This is a genomic window from Sphingobacterium sp. HMA12 (assembly GCF_002933815.1).
In the GTDB taxonomy this organism is placed as follows: Bacteria; Bacteroidota; Bacteroidia; order Sphingobacteriales; family Sphingobacteriaceae; genus Sphingobacterium.
Genome location: NZ_BEYR01000001.1, coordinates 2,484,536 through 2,501,670 on the forward strand (window position 1 = coordinate 2,484,536; position 17,135 = coordinate 2,501,670).

Genomic DNA, 17,135 nt, shown 5'->3' on the forward strand with positions numbered 1-17,135 from the left:
TATCAAAACAATATTCTTAATCTGTAAATTGTTGCATGTCGATCAACTTCTTATATAAACCATCATGTTGCAGCAATTCACTATGGCTCCCCGCTTCAACAATCTTTCCGGCTTCGATCACAACAATCTTATCCGCATTCTGAATGGTACTTAAACGGTGGGCGATAACAACAGTTGTCCGATTGTCCATCAATTTATAGAGTGAATCCTGCACCAATTTTTCAGATTCGGTATCCAAAGCCGAAGTCGCCTCATCCAATAGCATGATCGGTGGATTTTTTAGCACAGCACGTGCGATACAGATCCGCTGACGCTGGCCACCTGACAGTTTCCCGCCTCTGTCGCCAATATTCGTTTGGTATCCATGATCCGTCTTAAGAATAAACTCATGTGCATTAGCTATTTTTGCTGCTGCTTCAATTTCTTCCTGACTGGCAGACAGGTTGGCAAATGCGATATTATTGAAAATGGTATCGTTAAATAAAATCGACTCCTGATTGACTACACCGATCATATCGCGCAAAGAATCCTGATCCAGATCTCTCAAATCCACACCGTCAAAAAGGACCTGGCCATCAGTGACATCCATAAAGCGAGGAATAAGGTCGACCAATGTCGATTTACCTCCACCCGAAGGACCAACCAAAGCCACTACTTTTCCCTTTTCAATCGTCAGGTCTATCCCCTGTAGTATTTTCTTATCCTTCGTATAGGCAAAATCTACATCCTTAAAAACAATATTCTGTTCAAAGCTTCCGACCTTTTTTGCATTGGGTTTATCGGTTACTTCACTCCGCTCATCGACCAGTTCCAACACCCGTTCTCCTGCAGCAAGACCATTGTGAATACCACTAAAGGCATCGGTCAATGCTTTTGCAGGACGCATAACCTGTGAAAAAATAGCAATGTAGGCAATAAATGCGGGAGCAGTCAAACTCTGATCTCCTGAAAGCACCAGATGTCCACCATATAACAAGATGATTGCCACCATGATCACCCCCAGTAACTCCGAGACAGGTGAACTCATTTGTTGCCGCTTAGCCATCGCACGCCCGATATTAGCGTAGCGCTCATTCTCGTTATGAAATCTATTTTTGATAAAAGATACCGCATTAAAAGCCTTGATGATTTTGACACCGGACAATGCTTCATCCAGATAGGAAATCATGTTTCCATAAGACTCCTGTGCCGAGCGCGCCTGACTTTTCAAGTTCTTTACTATTCGAGCAATAAAAAATCCTGAAATAGGAATAACCAACAGCGAAAAGAAGGTCAGTTTCGCCGAGATATTAAATAACATCACGATATAGGCGATCAATTGTAACGGTTCTTTGAATACCACCTGCAATGTACCTGTAACCGAATATTGTACCACCTGTACATCGGATGCCACCTTTGAGACGATATCTCCTTTGCGTTGCCCTGTAAAATAGCCAACGTGTAAGTCCATTACATTATCAAATACAGCTCTACGGAGTTTTAACAAGGTATGGATTCGAAAATTCTCCATAATCCGCTGACAGAAATAGCGGAAAAGATTGCTTATAAATACAGAAATTACAATAACAATACAAACGTACTTTAATGCGCCATAAGCACCCAATTGTTCATTTGCCATACTAGCGTAGTAATTAAACCAAGCCAAAATATCGGTGTAAGTCTCGGGTTTTATTGCTTCGACAGTAGCTTCGCCTGTATTAAAAAGTGTATGGAGTAATGGAGCGAGTAATGCTAAATTTAATGTGCTAAAAACAACCGTAATCAACGTGCAGATCACATACGGAATTGCAAATTTCTCAATGGGTTTAGCGAATGATAAGAGCCTAAAATATGTTTTCATTAATATTGAACTTAGACAAATTAATTTTATACAGAAAAGTAATTTGTCGATCTCTCCTCTTCCATTTAAGATTTCTTTTAGTGAGGAAATTGAACAAAAATAACAAATTAATCAAGAAAAGCACTCATACACTTCTTTTCAATAAAATTGTTGCACCTCAGTGATAAACACAGAACGAGGTATTGAATTGAAAAAAAGACAAAAATGGCTGCTTTTTATAGATAATTCCCTAATTTAGCTTCATTCAAATACCAAAATTATTAAAAATAAAATGCAAATAGACGTTGCCAAAAGATTGCAGCATACTGAAGAATATTATTTCTCAAAAAAATTAAGAGAAATAGATGAGTTAAATAAACAGGGTGCACGTGTAATCAATCTAGGAATTGGAAGTCCTGACTTGCCTCCTCATCCGGAGGTAATTGCGACCTTGAATGAGAATGCCCAACTTCCAAATGTACATGGCTATCAAAATTATAAAGGAGCTCCAGCCTTAAGGCAAGCTGTTGCAGATTGGTATCAACGCTATTATCAGGCTACTTTTAATCCGAACACCGAGATCCTGCCACTCATTGGATCGAAAGAAGGAATCGTCCACATTTGCATGACTTACCTCCAAGAAGGAGACAAAGTGCTAATCCCTAATCCCGGTTACCCAGCCTACGCTGCGGCCGTAAGATTAAGTGGAGCAGAAGCAATCACTTATAAGCTTACGCAGGAAAAAAATTGGCTGATTGACTTTGACGAACTTCGCAAACAGGACCTATCTGATGTCAAGTTGATGTGGATCAATTACCCGCACATGCCTACGGGTGCCTCGGCCTCAGATGCATTTTATGGTGAATTGATTGCGTTTGCAAAGGAATACAACATCCTCATCTGTCATGACAATCCCTATAGTTTTATCCTGACAGATAAACCACGTAGTATCATGAGCGTAGAAGGCGCTAAAGAGGTTGCAATTGAATTAAATTCTTTAAGCAAATCATCCAATATGGCGGGCTGGAGAGTCGGAGTACTGGTTGGTAGCGAGGAGCGCATCAATCAGGTACTACGTTTTAAAAGCAATATGGATTCCGGGATGTTTCTTCCCGTTCAACTGGCCGCGGCGAAAGCCCTGCAACTTGACACGTCATGGTATCAGGATTTAAACAAAATTTATGCTGATAGACGTCAAAAGGTGTATGAAATCATGGACCTTTTGGGCTGTTCATACCAAAAAGATCAGGTAGGCTTATTTGTCTGGGCCCGGATTCCGAACACCTATGCCGATGGTTATGCCCTGAGCGATGCGGCATTGAACAAAGCACGTGTCTTTATCACACCGGGAGGAATCTTTGGAGATGGTGGAAATCAGTACATCCGCATCAGTCTCTGTGCCACAGTTGAAGTTCTTGAAGAATCCATCCAACGTATCAAAGAAAGCTTTTAACAGTAATTTTCAATGTTAACATTTGAATCAGATGAAATAGCCCGTGAAGACGAAAAACAAAACAGCTATTTCATTTGATACCAAAAAAGGCCGGGTTTCAAGAGTCCGTAAAATAAATGTGAAGCATTTATACATACAATAAACACGAATTAATAATTATTCACATATGAATATTGCCATCGTAGGCGTAGGCTTAATTGGCGGCTCAGTTGCCATTCGCCTAAAGGAAACAAAATTCTGCAGTAAGATTATCGGCGTAGATAAAAGCGAGAAAAATCTTGACAAAGCAAAGCAGATAGGCTTTATCGACGAAGCAATGACCTTGGAAGAAGCAATAAAAACATGTAAGGTACTTATATTGACTATTCCTGTTGATGCTATTTTGCAGGTTGTTCCACAGATTCTTGATCAGGTCACCGATCAAGTTGTTATCGATATGGGGTCAACTAAAACGAACATACTCAACAAAATCAAAGATCATCCAAATAGAGGTCGCTATATTGCTGCCCACCCAATGGCGGGCACAGAATATTCGGGTCCGGAGGCTGCTGTTGCCGGTCTTTTTAAAGGGAAGATGATGGTTTATGTCGAGGCTTTCAGGACAGACGAAGACGCTTTCGAAATCACCGATGCAATCACCGATCAATTGGAGATGCGCACTTGCTTCATGAACGCTGATGAGCACGATGTACATACAGCCTATGTTTCGCATATTTCCCATCTTACTTCATTTGCCTTAGCATTAACAGTATTGGAAAAGGAAAAATCACAGGGACGTATATTTGAGCTTGCAGGATCGGGCTTTGAATCCACGGTGCGTCTGGCCAAAAGTTCACCCGATATGTGGACACCCATCTTCAAACAAAATCGAGAAAATGTGCTTGAAGTCCTGGAAGAACATATCAAACAACTACAGTCATTACATGATTCCATTGCCAGTGAAGACTATGACAAATTGCACAAACTGATCAAGCGTTCAAATAAGATTAAGCGTATCATTAAGTAGGGCGAGCATCCATTATAGGCCAGCCATCGCGCAGATTGAAAGAACAACAATTTCGGACTCCGGCAGGAGCTTTCCTAAAATAGCAACGGGGCGGCCCAAAGTTCGGGCCGCCCCGTTGCTATTTGATTTTATTCGTGCGGCTAACAGCCTCCGAATGGTTTCATCTCTCTATTCGTCTTCCAATTCATTAAACTTATCTAGATCGAGCTTCGCTCCTACCGAATCTCCGAGCCTTTCTTTGATCGCAGCTCGATAGGAATATAAGTCCGAATAATAAGGATTCAACTCAATAGCCATTGAATAATCGATCAATGCACCATGCATGTCTGCCAGTTTTTCCTTAAGATCTGCCCGTAAAGAATACACATAAAAGTCCTCGGGATTCAGTTCGACCAAACGGTCGAAATCAGACAGTGCTTCAGGCAGGCAGCCTAAGCGCTCAAATAAAGAAGCCCGTTCCTCATAAACGATGGACGAGTTACTGTCATTTTTTTCAGCTTTCGCATAGTCCCGCAGCGCTTTTTCGGAATAACGGTATGATTCAAATACCTTCGCTCGGAATATATAGGCCGCAGTTTGATGTTCATCCAATTCGATTGCCCGATTAAAATCGTTCAAGGCCAGCTCAAAACAGGTAAGTTTAAGGTATAGACTTCCCCTAAAAACAAAGAGATTACAATCGTCTGCCGTATTTTTGTTGATAGCCAAGGTATACAATTCGATCGCCTTCAAATAATCATAACAGTGTACATACTCAAGTCCCAACGAATTCAACTCATCCATACTGAGATCTTTCTGCGTAGATTCTAGCTCTTGAATGACGAGGTTCTCTGCTTCAAAGTAGCTTACCTCAGCTTGGTTTTCCTGCCACTCCAAAACACTATGATAGTTAAAATCCAATCGTTTAGCGATCTGGTAATCATAAAATGCGCCTTCATCTTCTCCCATAATGCGATAGACCAGGCATCGGCTTGCATAAAAATGGGGTTCTTCCTTAAAATATTCAATTGCTGTGGAATAGACAGCTATAGCTTCATCATAAGCCTTTATTTTAAAATAATAGAGCCCAAGGTAACTGTAAGCCAACACGCTTTTCGACAAAGCAATTGCTTCTTCAAAAAGCTGTACAGGATCTTCATCACCGATGATTCCAATAGAAAAGCCTCTTAACAAAAGTTTGATATCTTCTTCCCGAATGTGATCAAAGCGGTCTTGGGATAAGGAAATGGTATCCGTTGGAAAAAAAGACGAAATTGGCAAAAAAGAGAACTTAGCAAGTAATACGGGAGGCGGAAGTTTAAAATCTGCCTCAGTAACAGCTTTGTCCCAAAGGGTAACAGATAGATTTGATATCAGTTGCTTCATACCCAAAACTAAGCTAAATTTCAATATAAAAGAAATTTAACAGCCTGCAATCCCTGTTTAAAAAACAGCTTTAATTCAGTTCACCAGTCAAATAAAGATATTTGTAGCGGACGATATCTCTTGAATTGGTAAATCTGACAAGTTTTTCACGTTTAAAGACATAATTGGAAACTTTATCCTCCATTAAACGTAGAAATTCCACAAACTCCGCAAAAAAATCCTGACGTTCACCAGCTGTAAACTGACTATTTCTTACAATCCAGAAGAACTGTTCTTCATTTACATGAAAAGACACTTCATTTTTCTTCTCTTTTCGAAAAATAAAAATCGGATCATTTTCTTGGTTAATAAATAAAGCAAAACCGGTATTTCCACCATCCAGGTTTACCACAAAAGCAGAGAAATAAACGGTACCTATCTGTAAATTTTCCAGACAAATTAATTTATGCAACATCAGGTCGACAGTTAGATCACCTAAAAGTATTAAGTTTTTATTAAAAAACAAAAAAAAAGACCCACAATTATGTGAGTCTTTTAATACCAAATAGGCTATTATTAGAATGTAAACTTCACAGAAGCGTTCCATGTTCTACCTTGACCAATCAATACGAAGTTGGATGTATCGATACCCTTCCAGGTGTTGTTGACATCTGTGGTCACTGTACTGGAGGTCGCTTCAGAGATATAGAATTTGTTTAACACATTGTTCATGTTAACACGGAAACTCATTGTATTTTTATCGCTTACTTTAACCTCATAGGATAATCCGGCATCCAACAGATTGAAAGAAGGAAGTTCCATTACGCGCCCAACTTTTTTACCATCCTCTTCCTCCGTCCTGTGTCTCGACGAGTACAGGCGATCATACTGTCTGTAGTTACCATCAACAGAAAAACCTTTGAAAACAACATATTTTGCACCAAAGCCATATGTGGTCTGTGCTGCGTTCCCAACATGCTCTCCTGTCAAATCAACCTCTTCTCTACCCAATTCAACACGGTTATCATTACGTTCAATAGCCGTAACCTTTCCATCGTATTTCCAGTCGCCAATTGATGCAAATCCCGTTAACGTCAAACCATAGAATGGACGTGCCGCAACGTCTAATTCCGCTCCTTTATGATCTTGTTTAACGCCATAATTTGATGTGTAAATAAATTGTCCGGCAAGCAGAATGTTTGGATCATTCGTGGGATTATATTTAGCAACATCTTTATCCGTCGCCAATCTTGAACTACCCGTAACACGGTTTTCCCAAGTTGTACGATAAACGTTTAGATTCACATCCAAGAATCGAGAAGTGAATTTATAACCGGCTTCTAAACCTAGAATTTTTTCATTTTCAGCATTTTCATTGATATCATTTGCATAATTCATGAAAATATTGTTTTGATAAGGCTGACGGGAATAATACCCTGCATTAGCAAAAATACTGTGCTGACCTAAGGTATAACTCACACCACCTTTTGTATTATATCCAAAGTTGTTTACTGTTTTGGACTTTTCATTTCCGGGTGTATATTGAAAATAATCATACCGTTTGTTTTGTTGTTCAGAGACTGATCCTTGGAAAAATGCTGTAAATCCATTTTTAGCATACTCCAATTGGCCAAACAAACCTCCATAACGGATGTATTGGTTATAATCCCAAGCAAGTCGCTCATCACGGGAATCTGGTTTGCTTGAGAAAGCCTTCCAAGGATTCGTTGAATACGTATTAGTCAAATATACCGGATCGGTTATGTTAATATTACCACCTAGCAATACCCCATTTGTGTTTCCAAGTGGATCCGTCAATTTACGGTAATGCGTTCCCTTGTAGTCTCTTACATCAAAACCGACATTAAAATTCAAGGATTCTGAAAGCTTACGGTTGTAGTTTGAAACAACACCAAACCACTGATGATTGTTCACATCGGCAGCTAGGTACTTTTCTTTGTTATACTTATCACTTCTTAAACCTTGACCACCACCAGCAGCTAAAGAAGCATACACAACAGTAGACAATGAAGATTTATCATCAATGGTCCAGTCCCAGTTTAAATTAGCGACCGGTTTATGATAAAAGTTCTTTTGCGGATTCATCATCACCCCATTGACATCTTTATAATTGTCATTATATCGTTTACCAAATTGTAGGTAATTCGACAATTTAGATGTATACCCTTGATTATGCCATTGCGGAGCACCCGTAACCATAAAATTAAAGTTGTGCTTCTCGCTTGCTTTGTAACCTACAGATAGGAAATAACTCTGTCCTGCACCTTCTGTATGATCCATATAACCATTACCAGACCATTGTGTGAACATCGCAGAAACGGCGAATCCGTTTTTCATCAAACCAGTATTGTAACCGACTGTAGCTTTCATAAACATGTCGTTACCAACTGTTGTCCGGATAAAACCGCCTTCTTTCATTGAAGTGGATTGCGTTACATAGTTTACAGTACCCCCAACAGATGAAATCGCTAGTTTGGAAGCTCCCAAACCACGTTGAATCTGTACCAAAGATGCGATATCTGTAAGACCAGACCAATTTGACCAGTAAACACTTCCGTTATCCATACCATTGATTGGCTGACCATTCAATAAAAATGCCGTATTGGATTGGTCAAAACCACGCGTCGTCATTGAAGACTCGCCAAAACCTTTAGCCTGACCAGTAATATATACAGATGGTGTATTGGCCAAGGCCGACGTAATATCCTGTGCCCCTACTTTTTCCTCTAAATCTTTTTTGTGGATCGTGGATACTGCAATCGGTGTTTTTCTACCTACAGCAATATCAATAACACCATGCCCAACAATAACAACCTCATCTAAATTTGTTGAAGCGTCTTCCGAAAATGTCGGATTGATATTTAACGGTTCGCCCGATTTCAACATGATGTTTTCAATGACCACTGGAGTTTCTCCGATGTAAGTCACTTCCACTTTGTAGGGGCCACCCTCCTGAAGATTTGAAATTTGAAATTTTCCTTGAGCATCAGCTGAGCCGCTTACTACTTTTCCACTTGGGATGTGGGTGATTTTAATGGTTGCTCCTTTAACTGTTTGTCCAGTAGCCTCTTTTACAACTCCTGAAACCGAACTAGTATTTGCCGTTTGCGCGTGAACAACGCCATAACCAGCAAAAACAAGTGCAAAAAAAAGTAAAGACTTTTTCATGTTAGATGTGATTGTTTTGTTTTTGTGCCGCAAAATTAGGAATTGATTGTCTTTTTAACTAATTTTAACACTAGGGTGCCTATAAATACAGCATTAATGTTCCTTTCATATTTTAATCTTCCACAGGTTAAACTCGATTTTAAAACCAAAAAGTTAATAGATATCCTACACCATTAACATAAACACAACAAAAACATCATTTTTATACTAATACATAAAAAATAATCAAAATAAAATTTTGTCTTCTTTGAATAACTCAAATAATTCTTCTATTACCATATGTTATCGTTAACACCACTTCTCTTGCCTGCCTTGATCGAGTTTTACGATCAACACGATGATCTATTTCAGTGGACATGGAGCTTTCAATAGGATTGAAATCACTATATTTAAATGAATAATAATAAACTATGTTGTCCATTGAGCAAGCTTACACAGGAATACTAGAACCTGCATTAATTAAAGAAATCACACACACTGCACGAATCAGAACATTCCATGCAGGTGATCTGATTATTGATACCGATCAATATATCAGAGCCATGCCCTTGCTGCTAGAAGGCGCGATCAAAGTGGTTCGGGAGGATGAGGCGAAAGGTGAACTGCTGTTATACTATCTCGAGCAAGGACAGACTTGCGCCATGTCCATTGCTTGTTGTATGGGTAATAAAAAAAGTGAAATTCGTGCGTGGGCAGAAAAAGATACTACTGTAGCGATGATCCCTAATGAACAGGTCAATAGCTGGATGGGAAGGTATTCTTCATGGCGAAATTTCATTATATCGAGTTATGCAAGCCGTATGAACGAAATGCTCCAGGCGATAGATAATCTTGCCTTTTCCAACATGGAAGAACGCATTGTCAATTACCTGCAGGCTAAAGTAAATCTCAGAGACGACCGCATTCTTACCCTTACTCATCAAGATATCGCATCAGATTTAAACACCTCACGTGTGGTGGTCTCGCGGATCTTGAAGAAATTAGAAAATGAAGATAAAATCGTACTGCTCAGAAATGAAATCAGGGTCTTGATTTAGATTCTAAATAAATTTACACGAAACGAATATCGTGTTCGTCCCCACGGATTTCAAGGCAATATGGTATTAGGCCAGCTGTACGATTCAATGATCCAAAAACATTTGTACCTTTATTGGCAGGAGAATACTCGATTCACATCATTTAATTTAATATGAAAACAGAAAACGTAGGATTTATAGGATTAGGAAATATGGGGCATCCCATGGCAAAAAATCTAGAAAAAGCAGGTTTCCCGCTTTCCGTTTATAACAGAAATATAGCAAAAACAACAGCCTTCGAAGCGCAGTCAACTGTTTACGATGAAGTTTCTGATCTGGTCAATGCCAATGCGGTTGTGTTTACGATGTTGACCAATGACGCCGCAGTTCAGGAGGTTTATGGTAAAATTCTTGAACAATCCATCAACGGAAAATTATTTGTGGATATGAGTACTATTGCACAGGATGCAAGTATTGATCTCGCCCGTAAGCTAAAGGAAAAAGGGGCTACTTTTCTGGATGCACCTGTGGCTGGAAGTACCAAACCTGCCGCAGAAGGTACGCTGATCATTATGGTGGGGGGAGAACAAACAGACCTTGAGCGTGCTAGACCCTATCTTGAAAAAATGGGAAAATCCGTTAAACATCTCGGTAAAAATGGCAAAGGCCTTGCCGCAAAACTAGCCATAAATTATTTTCTATCTATTATTTACCAAGGTTTGGCTGAAACCATCTTATTTTCTGACCAATTGGGCATAGCACGTAGCGAAATGCTCGAAATCATCAATGAAAGTGCCAGCGGTAGCGGAGCAACGAAAGTGAAGACACCTCTTCTCGTCCAGCAGGACTATACTGCAGCATTTGCATTGGACCTGATGTTAAAAGATATCCGATTGGCCCAACAGGCAGGAGCAGCCTACCCATTACTCGGAACTTTGCTCAATACCTACCAGGCGGCACATGAGAAAGGTCTGGGACAATTGGACGTGATCGGAATTATTGAATCTATAAAACAATCCTGAGTTTATAAGGGTTAATAAACATATTAAGGCCCCTACCGCACACAAGGCAGTTACCTTAAAGAACAATCATAAACAAATGGTTTAATCAAATCGAATAGCAGATGAATTGGCGGAGGTTAAAACTATATTTAATCGCGCACAACATCTGTCGGATAAAAACAGGAACAGATGAAAACAGCTTTGACATTATTTCTATTAGCTATTGTCACGATGAGTATGAGAGCACAGGAGTTAAAAAAGGTATCTTATACCGACGGAACACAACGCCTTAATGGGCTAATCACATCCAATGCAGATAAAAAAGGTGCAGCGGTGCTTATTTTACCTGCATGGAAAGGAATTGATAATGAAGCGAGACAAGCAGCCTTGCAACTACAAAAAGAAGGTTACATCGCATTCATTGCCGACATCTATGGTGAAGGTAATATTCCAGCGGACAATACAGCGGCTTCAAAAATCGCAGGTCATTACAAAGCTGACTACAAAGCTTATCAGCAACGGATCTCTGCCGCCCTCGACCAATTGAAAAAAGCCGGAGCTGATCCAAAGAAAATTGCAGTAATTGGTTATTGCTTCGGTGGAACAGGAGCTCTCGAAACAGCGCGCGCTGATTTGCCCGTCGCAGCCGTAATAAGTATCCATGGCGGGCTTTCTAAATCGCCTGACAGACCCAATACTGCGATCAATGTGAAAGTATTGGTTGAACACCCTGCAGCTGACAAAAGTGTATCAAAGGAAGATTATGATGGATTAATCAAGGAACTGAACGAAGGAAAGGCGGACTGGCAGATCATTACGTATGCGAATTCCGGACACACCTTTACCAATCCGGAATCGCCAGAATATAATCCCGTTATGGCGAAACGTGCCTGGGCGCATACCTTATTATTTTTAAAAGAAGTCTTAAACTAAAAAGTCAGCGCAACTCGTCCTCCTTATCCAAATGAACTGTCATTCCAGATCAATAGTGCCCCATCCGATTATTTTCCAGTTATTGGTATTCCTGTTTTGTACGACTGTGGTACGAGCCCAAACGATAAAATCAATGGAAATCGCAGGCCCTACCCAAGCGATTCTGTTCGTTACCAATGAATCCGATAAATCAACAGATTTCGCGATGCGTCTCCATGATCAAAAGGCTAATGAAATTATTAGGCAGGTACCCTATAGTACCACCAAACTCCTTGTCGCAAAAACAGATGCCCAAAAATTCACTTTTGTTGTCAACAGGAGTAAGTGGAAGGTGGATGTACCAACCCTCCAACAACGAAACGCCATGATCCTGTTTGATGGTCAGAGCCGACCAAAAGTGATCTATGACAGTCAACGCTATCAAAAAGCCGCAACGCCCATATTAACAAACAATAAGCAGACAGGTACATCTCAAAAAGCACTTAAATACGATGCGAAACTATTCTTCGATTCCATCACTGCTATTCCGTTTAAGCCATCCAGGCAATATGCTGAAGCCATCATTTCCCGATCCAGTCTTCCGATCTACTCCAATCAGAAAAAAGGCAAATATGACGGAACTTATATTTCGCAGACTTTTACAGGGGACAATCTCGAAAAACCCAGCGGCATGATGACAACTACTTATCAGCAAGGCAAAGAGCTCTCCGCAAACAATTTGTCTAATGGGGTCAACTTTTACACCAAATATTTTTACAACAAATGGGGATTAATCGATTCAATACAGCAGCTTCAAAACAGCCAATGGACGTCTAGTACAATTTACCAGTACTTACCACATGCTATTCTCATTACCGATCCTGAGCGGCGGTCCGCCTCCATCTACCATGTAAATGATCAATATCAATTGGTCCGGGAGGAGTCTATCCATTTCGTCTACCAACGGAAGCATTGGGTCGATTACCGTTACAATGAAAATGGGCAGCTTATTGAGGAAGTTTCGGGACTAAATGACGCTATCGAAAACCGTAGACAGTATTACTATGATAACCCACAAGCAAGCAATTTCTCTTCGTGGCAGGTATTTGACGCCACGGGGAAGTGCACTGCTGAATCTAAAATAACTGTACAAGGCAATGAAAGCACCTACCTATTTTATCGTGATGGTACCTTGGAAATGAAAATAGTCTCAAAAGAACTGGGTGATTATCAATACGAGAGCACTGTATTTGATAAACAGAATAAAATTACTTCAAAAACAATTCAAATAAAGAAAAGTTCATCCAGTTCTCAATAATTAAAACGCGCAACCTGAAATAAAAGGAAGCAATAAACAGTAATTCGTCATTAGTGAAAAAACGGAAATTAATAAGTCAACATCACCCTTTACTCTATTTTCTTGCTGTCTGGGCGAGAAGGACACAAAGAAAAGCTATTTGGTTACTGGATAATAAAAAGTACACAAAAACCAAATCTACAACAGCGCTGCAGTACCGCATCAAAAAACACCAATCCGTTTTATTAAAGAAACTAGGAGAAAACAATATGCAGCTGCAGATCAACAAGGTAACCAACCTAAAGATTGCAGCAAAACAGATCAACGGTGTACTGATCTACCCCGGAGAGACCTTTTCATTCTGCAAACTGGTTGGGCAGCCCACACAAAAGAAAGGCTATCTTCCAGGGATGGAATTGTCTTTCGGTGAAGCACGGGCAGGTATCGGTGGTGGAATCTGCCAGATCTCCAATCTGATCCATTGGCTTGTTATCCATAGCCCGCTGACAGTAACCGAGCGTTATCACCATTCTTTTGATCCGTTTCCCGATGATGGGCGTGTATTACCTTTCGGAAGCGGGGCAACAGTGTTTTACAACTATCGGGACTATCAGTTTACCAACAATACCCCCTATACATTTCAGATCAATCTCTGGTTTACCGAAAAATGTCTTGAAGGTGAACTGAGGATCGATCAGGAACTCGATTTTGCCTATCACGTCATTGAAAAAGAGCATCAATTCCTTAAAATAGGAAATCAATTCTACCGAAAAAATGAAATCTGGCGGGAAAAATTCCTAAAATTCCAGGGTGGAAAGGTGGTTGATACAGAACTTCTAACCAAAAATTTTGCTCGCGTCACTTATACCCCGCCGGACTACACGGAATTGCCAGCTGAAGGTGGATGTTGGCAAATTTAACATCCCTCTTATTCCAGTCAGAGCCCCCAAGTCATTTTTACTGCTCCGGCACCTAATAAAACACGAACTATAAAAAATCCTTTTTTTTGTGTAAATTTGATATGGCTTTGGGGGTATTCTGTATAGAATTGAGATAGTCCCTTTGAACCTGATCCGGTTGATACCGGCGTAGGGAAAAGCAACCGCTTACGTATATTGCAATATACCGGACAGCCCATCTGTCTCATTTCTTCCTGACAAAGCCACCTTCAAACATAGAGAACAAAAAAGAATGGAAGATTTAATTATCGATCTGTTAGCACAGGTCAGACGACAAAAACCACTTGTACATAATATTACGAATTTGGTGGTGATGAACAGCACCGCCAATGCGCTCCTTGCTCTTGGAGCTTCCCCAGTCATGGTCCACAGTCCATCCGAAGTACGCGAGGTTGTTGATCTTGCCCAGTCGTTGGTACTTAACATCGGCACATTGAGTGAACTTACCGCCGAGTCCATGCTTGTAGCAGCAGAACATGCCAATAACATTGGCCGTCCCTGGGTCCTGGATCCTGTGGGTGCGGGAATATCCGCTTTTCGCAATGACCTATTGGCAAACCTCCTGGAACTAAAACCAACCGTTATCCGGGGAAATGCATCGGAGATCATGAGCCTTTACAATTTCAACCAGGTCAATACCAAAGGCGTAGACAGCACGGCAGACAGTAAGGCTGCTATCGGCTTTGGTAAAGCATTGCAAGAACAGATCGGGTCTGTTATCTGCATTTCCGGAAAGGTAGATTATATCCTTTCTGAACAATATACCGTTGAAGTCCATAATGGACATCAAATGATGACCCAGGTTACTGGGCTTGGCTGTAGTTCCACCGCACTCATCGGTGCATTTTTGGGTATTACAGATTATTCTTTTCGAGCAGCAACAGCCGGAGTGTCCCTTTTGAGCTTGGCTGGTGAACTGGCTTCAGGCCGCTCCTCGGGCCCCGGTTCTTTACAGATGAATCTCTATGATGAACTTTATCAGCTCAATGATGACCGTATCCGCAGGCATCTCAACATCAAACACTATGGCAATTAATCCCCTATTTCCCTATCCCTTGTATCTGGTTATTTCTGAACAGGACTGCTACCCACAATCTTGGCTTCATGTTGCAGAAGAGGCTATTTGTGGTGGTGTGGATATTGTTCAATTGCGTGAGAAAAATGAAACCCCAGCGGGATTTCTGGAAAAAGCCAAGAGGCTAAAGCAGATCACCGACCGTTACGGAATCCCATTAATCATCAACGATGCTGTGGATATTGCGATTGAAATCGAGGCATGGGGGGTACATGTCGGACAAAACGATCGTCAACCGGTAGAAATAAGGGAAAAATATGGACAGCGTCTTCAAATTGGCTGGTCGCTCGAAGATAAGACGCAACTTGAGAGCAAACAGATGGCTGCCGTTGACCATCTTGGTGTCAGCCCGATTTTTCCAACAAAAACAAAAATAGACACCATCACAACCTGGGGAATCAGTGGACTTGGCGAGCTGCGGAATTTGACCGAAAAGTCCTTAATCGCCATCGGCGGCATGAACTTAGATACCAGCCAAAGTGCCTGGATGGCAGGCGCAGATTCCATTGCTGTTGTCTCGGCAATTTGCCAAAGTTCAAACCCGAAAGAGTGTAGTGCTCAATTAAAGAAATTATTAACATGAACATAGCAAAAAAATATACGGTACCCACTGTCCTGAGCATCGCGGGATTTGATGGCAGCGGCGGAGCTGGCATACAAGCAGATACAAAAACCATATCGGCCCTGGGATGCTATGCAATGAACATCCTGACAGCATTACCGGTGCAAAATACACAAGGTGTTCGGAATATCTATGAAATACCGACCCAAGCCGTGCGTGAGCAGTTGGACGCGATCTTCGATGATATTTATCCGGACGCAATCAAAATCGGAATGGTTCATAACATTGAGCTTGTCGAACTGATCGCATCCTATTTAAAAGACTACCGCGGGACAATCGTCTTTGATCCTGTGATGGTATCAACAAGTGGTCACAAGTTGATTCATGATGATACGATACAGGCATGTGTGGACTTGCTTTTCCCAGAAACAACGATTATCACGCCCAATCTGGATGAAGTCAGTGTGCTGACGGGAAGAACCACAGACAATGTACAAGAAATGGAAAAAGCAGGCATTGAATTGCTTGAAAAAGGATGTCAATCTGTCCTTATTAAAGGCGGGCATCTTCAAAGTAGCGAACTGACCTCCCTCCTTTTCCAGCAAAATGCATCGCCGTCGGTATTTAAATCACAAAAAATCGAAAGCAAAAATACACATGGATCCGGTTGTTCCCTATCCTCAGCAATAGCAAGCCAGTTAGCGCAAAAATTTCCGCTTGATCAGGCGGTAGCCATTGCTTTAGATTATGTCCACGAGGCAATTCAAGGAAGTAAAGATCTCGTTATTGGCAAAGGAAATGGGCCGCTTAATCATTTTCACAACCCTTCTAAACTTATTTTTCATGAAATGGAGCGATAAAGCCTGGGATGCTATAAGCCCAATCTATGCCGATATCTTAGCGATGCCTTTTATTTCTGAACTGAGTGACGGCAGTCTGCCTCTGGAGAAATTTCAGTTCTATATGCGTCAGGATGCCTTCTACCTGGAGGAATTTGGACGTGTTTTAGCTTTTATCGGTGCAAAGAGCGCAGAAAATCAACAGGCACTAGACTACTTTGAATTTGGAAGCAATGCACTTATCGTTGAAAAAGCGCTCCATGAAAACTATTTTAAAGAATTTGGTCTGGATCCTAAAGACGACAACAAGATCGAACCTATTTGCCATCATTATATACATTTCTTAAAAAGCGTAGCCGCCTTTGAACCTATTGAAGTCGCTATGGCCGCAACTTTGCCCTGTTTTTGGATTTATAAAGAAGTTGGCGATCATATTGTTTCGATCGCCAGTAGCGACCACAATCCTTATTCTAAATGGATCGATACCTATAGCGGTGCGGACTTCGCCGAAGGCGTAAACAAGGCCAAAAATTATGTCGATCAAATTTCTGAACAAAGTAGTGCAACAAATCGGGATAAAATGCGACAAGTATTTATAACAGCCTCCCGATTGGAGTATCATTTCTGGCAGGCCGCTTACGAAAAAAAAATGTGGTAGCCACC

The 17,135-nt window shown here is 41.0% G+C and carries 15 protein-coding genes and 1 riboswitch; of the genes, 11 read left to right on the forward strand and 4 right to left on the reverse strand.

The features are described from left to right. Window positions 1–16: 16 nt before the first annotated feature. Window positions 17–1,840 carry an ABC transporter ATP-binding protein gene (locus HMAT_RS10795; RefSeq protein ID WP_104382709.1) on the reverse strand — a complete coding sequence of 608 codons (1,824 nt, stop codon included), beginning with the start codon at window positions 1,838–1,840 and terminating at the stop codon, window positions 17–19. A 271-nt stretch (window positions 1,841–2,111) separates the two neighbouring features. On the opposite strand from HMAT_RS10795, the gene HMAT_RS10800 reads away from it, so the two are divergent. After that, window positions 2,112–3,272, forward strand: a complete 1,161-nt coding sequence (locus HMAT_RS10800) for a pyridoxal phosphate-dependent aminotransferase (protein ID WP_104382710.1) — start codon at window positions 2,112–2,114, stop codon at window positions 3,270–3,272. 148 nt (window positions 3,273–3,420) lie between these two features. Then, window positions 3,421–4,278, forward strand: coding sequence for a prephenate dehydrogenase (locus HMAT_RS10805; protein WP_293942656.1), 858 nt, complete (start codon window positions 3,421–3,423; stop codon window positions 4,276–4,278). A 168-nt stretch (window positions 4,279–4,446) separates the two neighbouring features. Here the strand turns inward: HMAT_RS10805 and HMAT_RS10810 are convergent, their stop codons facing one another. The 3 genes from HMAT_RS10810 to HMAT_RS10820 all read right to left on the reverse strand — a co-directional run bounded on the left by HMAT_RS10810 (window position 4,447) and on the right by HMAT_RS10820 (window position 8,811). Then, window positions 4,447–5,643, reverse strand: a complete 1,197-nt coding sequence (locus HMAT_RS10810) for a hypothetical protein (RefSeq protein ID WP_104382712.1) — start codon at window positions 5,641–5,643, stop codon at window positions 4,447–4,449. Between the two features lie 70 nt (window positions 5,644–5,713). Continuing rightward, window positions 5,714–6,097: a hypothetical protein gene (locus HMAT_RS10815; RefSeq protein ID WP_104382713.1), complete on the reverse strand. Its 384-nt coding sequence runs from the start codon at window positions 6,095–6,097 to the stop codon at window positions 5,714–5,716. A 101-nt stretch (window positions 6,098–6,198) separates the two neighbouring features. Then, entirely contained in the window at window positions 6,199–8,811 is a 2,613-nt protein-coding gene (locus HMAT_RS10820; protein WP_104382714.1) for a TonB-dependent receptor, read from the reverse strand. 410 nt (window positions 8,812–9,221) lie between these two features. On the opposite strand from HMAT_RS10820, the gene HMAT_RS10825 reads away from it, so the two are divergent. The 9 genes from HMAT_RS10825 to tenA all read left to right on the forward strand — a co-directional run bounded on the left by HMAT_RS10825 (window position 9,222) and on the right by tenA (window position 17,130). Then, window positions 9,222–9,848, forward strand: a complete 627-nt coding sequence (locus HMAT_RS10825) for a Crp/Fnr family transcriptional regulator (protein WP_104382715.1) — start codon at window positions 9,222–9,224, stop codon at window positions 9,846–9,848. Between the two features lie 152 nt (window positions 9,849–10,000). Next, window positions 10,001–10,849, forward strand: coding sequence for an NAD(P)-dependent oxidoreductase (locus HMAT_RS10830; protein ID WP_104382716.1), 849 nt, complete (start codon window positions 10,001–10,003; stop codon window positions 10,847–10,849). A gap of 168 nt (window positions 10,850–11,017) precedes the next feature. Continuing rightward, window positions 11,018–11,761, forward strand: coding sequence for a dienelactone hydrolase family protein (locus HMAT_RS10835; protein ID WP_104382717.1), 744 nt, complete (start codon window positions 11,018–11,020; stop codon window positions 11,759–11,761). A 133-nt stretch (window positions 11,762–11,894) separates the two neighbouring features. Continuing rightward, a complete protein-coding gene (locus HMAT_RS10840; protein ID WP_104382718.1) occupies window positions 11,895–13,058 on the forward strand; it encodes a hypothetical protein in 1,164 nt (387 codons plus the stop codon). Between the two features lie 53 nt (window positions 13,059–13,111). Continuing rightward, on the forward strand, window positions 13,112–13,957 hold the full coding sequence (locus HMAT_RS10845) for a VanW family protein (RefSeq protein WP_104382719.1): 846 nt from the start codon (window positions 13,112–13,114) through the stop codon (window positions 13,955–13,957). A 99-nt stretch (window positions 13,958–14,056) separates the two neighbouring features. After that, a riboswitch (TPP riboswitch) is annotated at window positions 14,057–14,149 on the forward strand. 79 nt (window positions 14,150–14,228) lie between these two features. Then, complete coding sequence (gene thiM, locus HMAT_RS10850; protein WP_104382720.1) at window positions 14,229–15,032, forward strand: hydroxyethylthiazole kinase; 804 nt, start codon at window positions 14,229–14,231, stop codon at window positions 15,030–15,032. Further along, a complete protein-coding gene (gene thiE, locus HMAT_RS10855; protein ID WP_104382721.1) occupies window positions 15,022–15,654 on the forward strand; it encodes a thiamine phosphate synthase in 633 nt (210 codons plus the stop codon). Before thiM ends, thiE begins: the two co-directional genes overlap by 11 nt. Further along, window positions 15,651–16,493 carry a bifunctional hydroxymethylpyrimidine kinase/phosphomethylpyrimidine kinase gene (gene thiD / locus HMAT_RS10860; protein ID WP_104382722.1) on the forward strand — a complete coding sequence of 281 codons (843 nt, stop codon included), beginning with the start codon at window positions 15,651–15,653 and terminating at the stop codon, window positions 16,491–16,493. Before thiE ends, thiD begins: the two co-directional genes overlap by 4 nt. Continuing rightward, window positions 16,477–17,130, forward strand: coding sequence for a thiaminase II (tenA, locus tag HMAT_RS10865; RefSeq protein WP_104382723.1), 654 nt, complete (start codon window positions 16,477–16,479; stop codon window positions 17,128–17,130). The genes thiD and tenA overlap by 17 nt, the downstream gene beginning before the upstream one ends. Window positions 17,131–17,135 lie beyond the last annotated feature (5 nt).

Bases quoted from the DNA above. Each gene is read 5' to 3' on its own strand.
- HMAT_RS10795 (WP_104382709.1), bottom strand. From the start codon at position 1,840: ATGAAAACATATTTTAGGCTCTTATCATTCGCTAAACCCATTGAGAAA.
- HMAT_RS10800 (WP_104382710.1), top strand. From the start codon at position 2,112: ATGCAAATAGACGTTGCCAAAAGATTGCAGCATACTGAAGAATATTAT.
- HMAT_RS10810 (WP_104382712.1), bottom strand. From the start codon at position 5,643: ATGAAGCAACTGATATCAAATCTATCTGTTACCCTTTGGGACAAAGCT.
- HMAT_RS10815 (WP_104382713.1), bottom strand. From the start codon at position 6,097: ATGTTGCATAAATTAATTTGTCTGGAAAATTTACAGATAGGTACCGTT.
- HMAT_RS10820 (WP_104382714.1), bottom strand. From the start codon at position 8,811: ATGAAAAAGTCTTTACTTTTTTTTGCACTTGTTTTTGCTGGTTATGGC.
- HMAT_RS10825 (WP_104382715.1), top strand. From the start codon at position 9,222: ATGTTGTCCATTGAGCAAGCTTACACAGGAATACTAGAACCTGCATTA.
- HMAT_RS10830 (WP_104382716.1), top strand. From the start codon at position 10,001: ATGAAAACAGAAAACGTAGGATTTATAGGATTAGGAAATATGGGGCAT.
- HMAT_RS10835 (WP_104382717.1), top strand. From the start codon at position 11,018: ATGAAAACAGCTTTGACATTATTTCTATTAGCTATTGTCACGATGAGT.
- HMAT_RS10840 (WP_104382718.1), top strand. From the start codon at position 11,895: ATGGAAATCGCAGGCCCTACCCAAGCGATTCTGTTCGTTACCAATGAA.
- thiM (WP_104382720.1), top strand. From the start codon at position 14,229: ATGGAAGATTTAATTATCGATCTGTTAGCACAGGTCAGACGACAAAAA.
- thiE (WP_104382721.1), top strand. From the start codon at position 15,022: ATGGCAATTAATCCCCTATTTCCCTATCCCTTGTATCTGGTTATTTCT.
- thiD (WP_104382722.1), top strand. From the start codon at position 15,651: ATGAACATAGCAAAAAAATATACGGTACCCACTGTCCTGAGCATCGCG.
- tenA (WP_104382723.1), top strand. From the start codon at position 16,477: ATGAAATGGAGCGATAAAGCCTGGGATGCTATAAGCCCAATCTATGCC.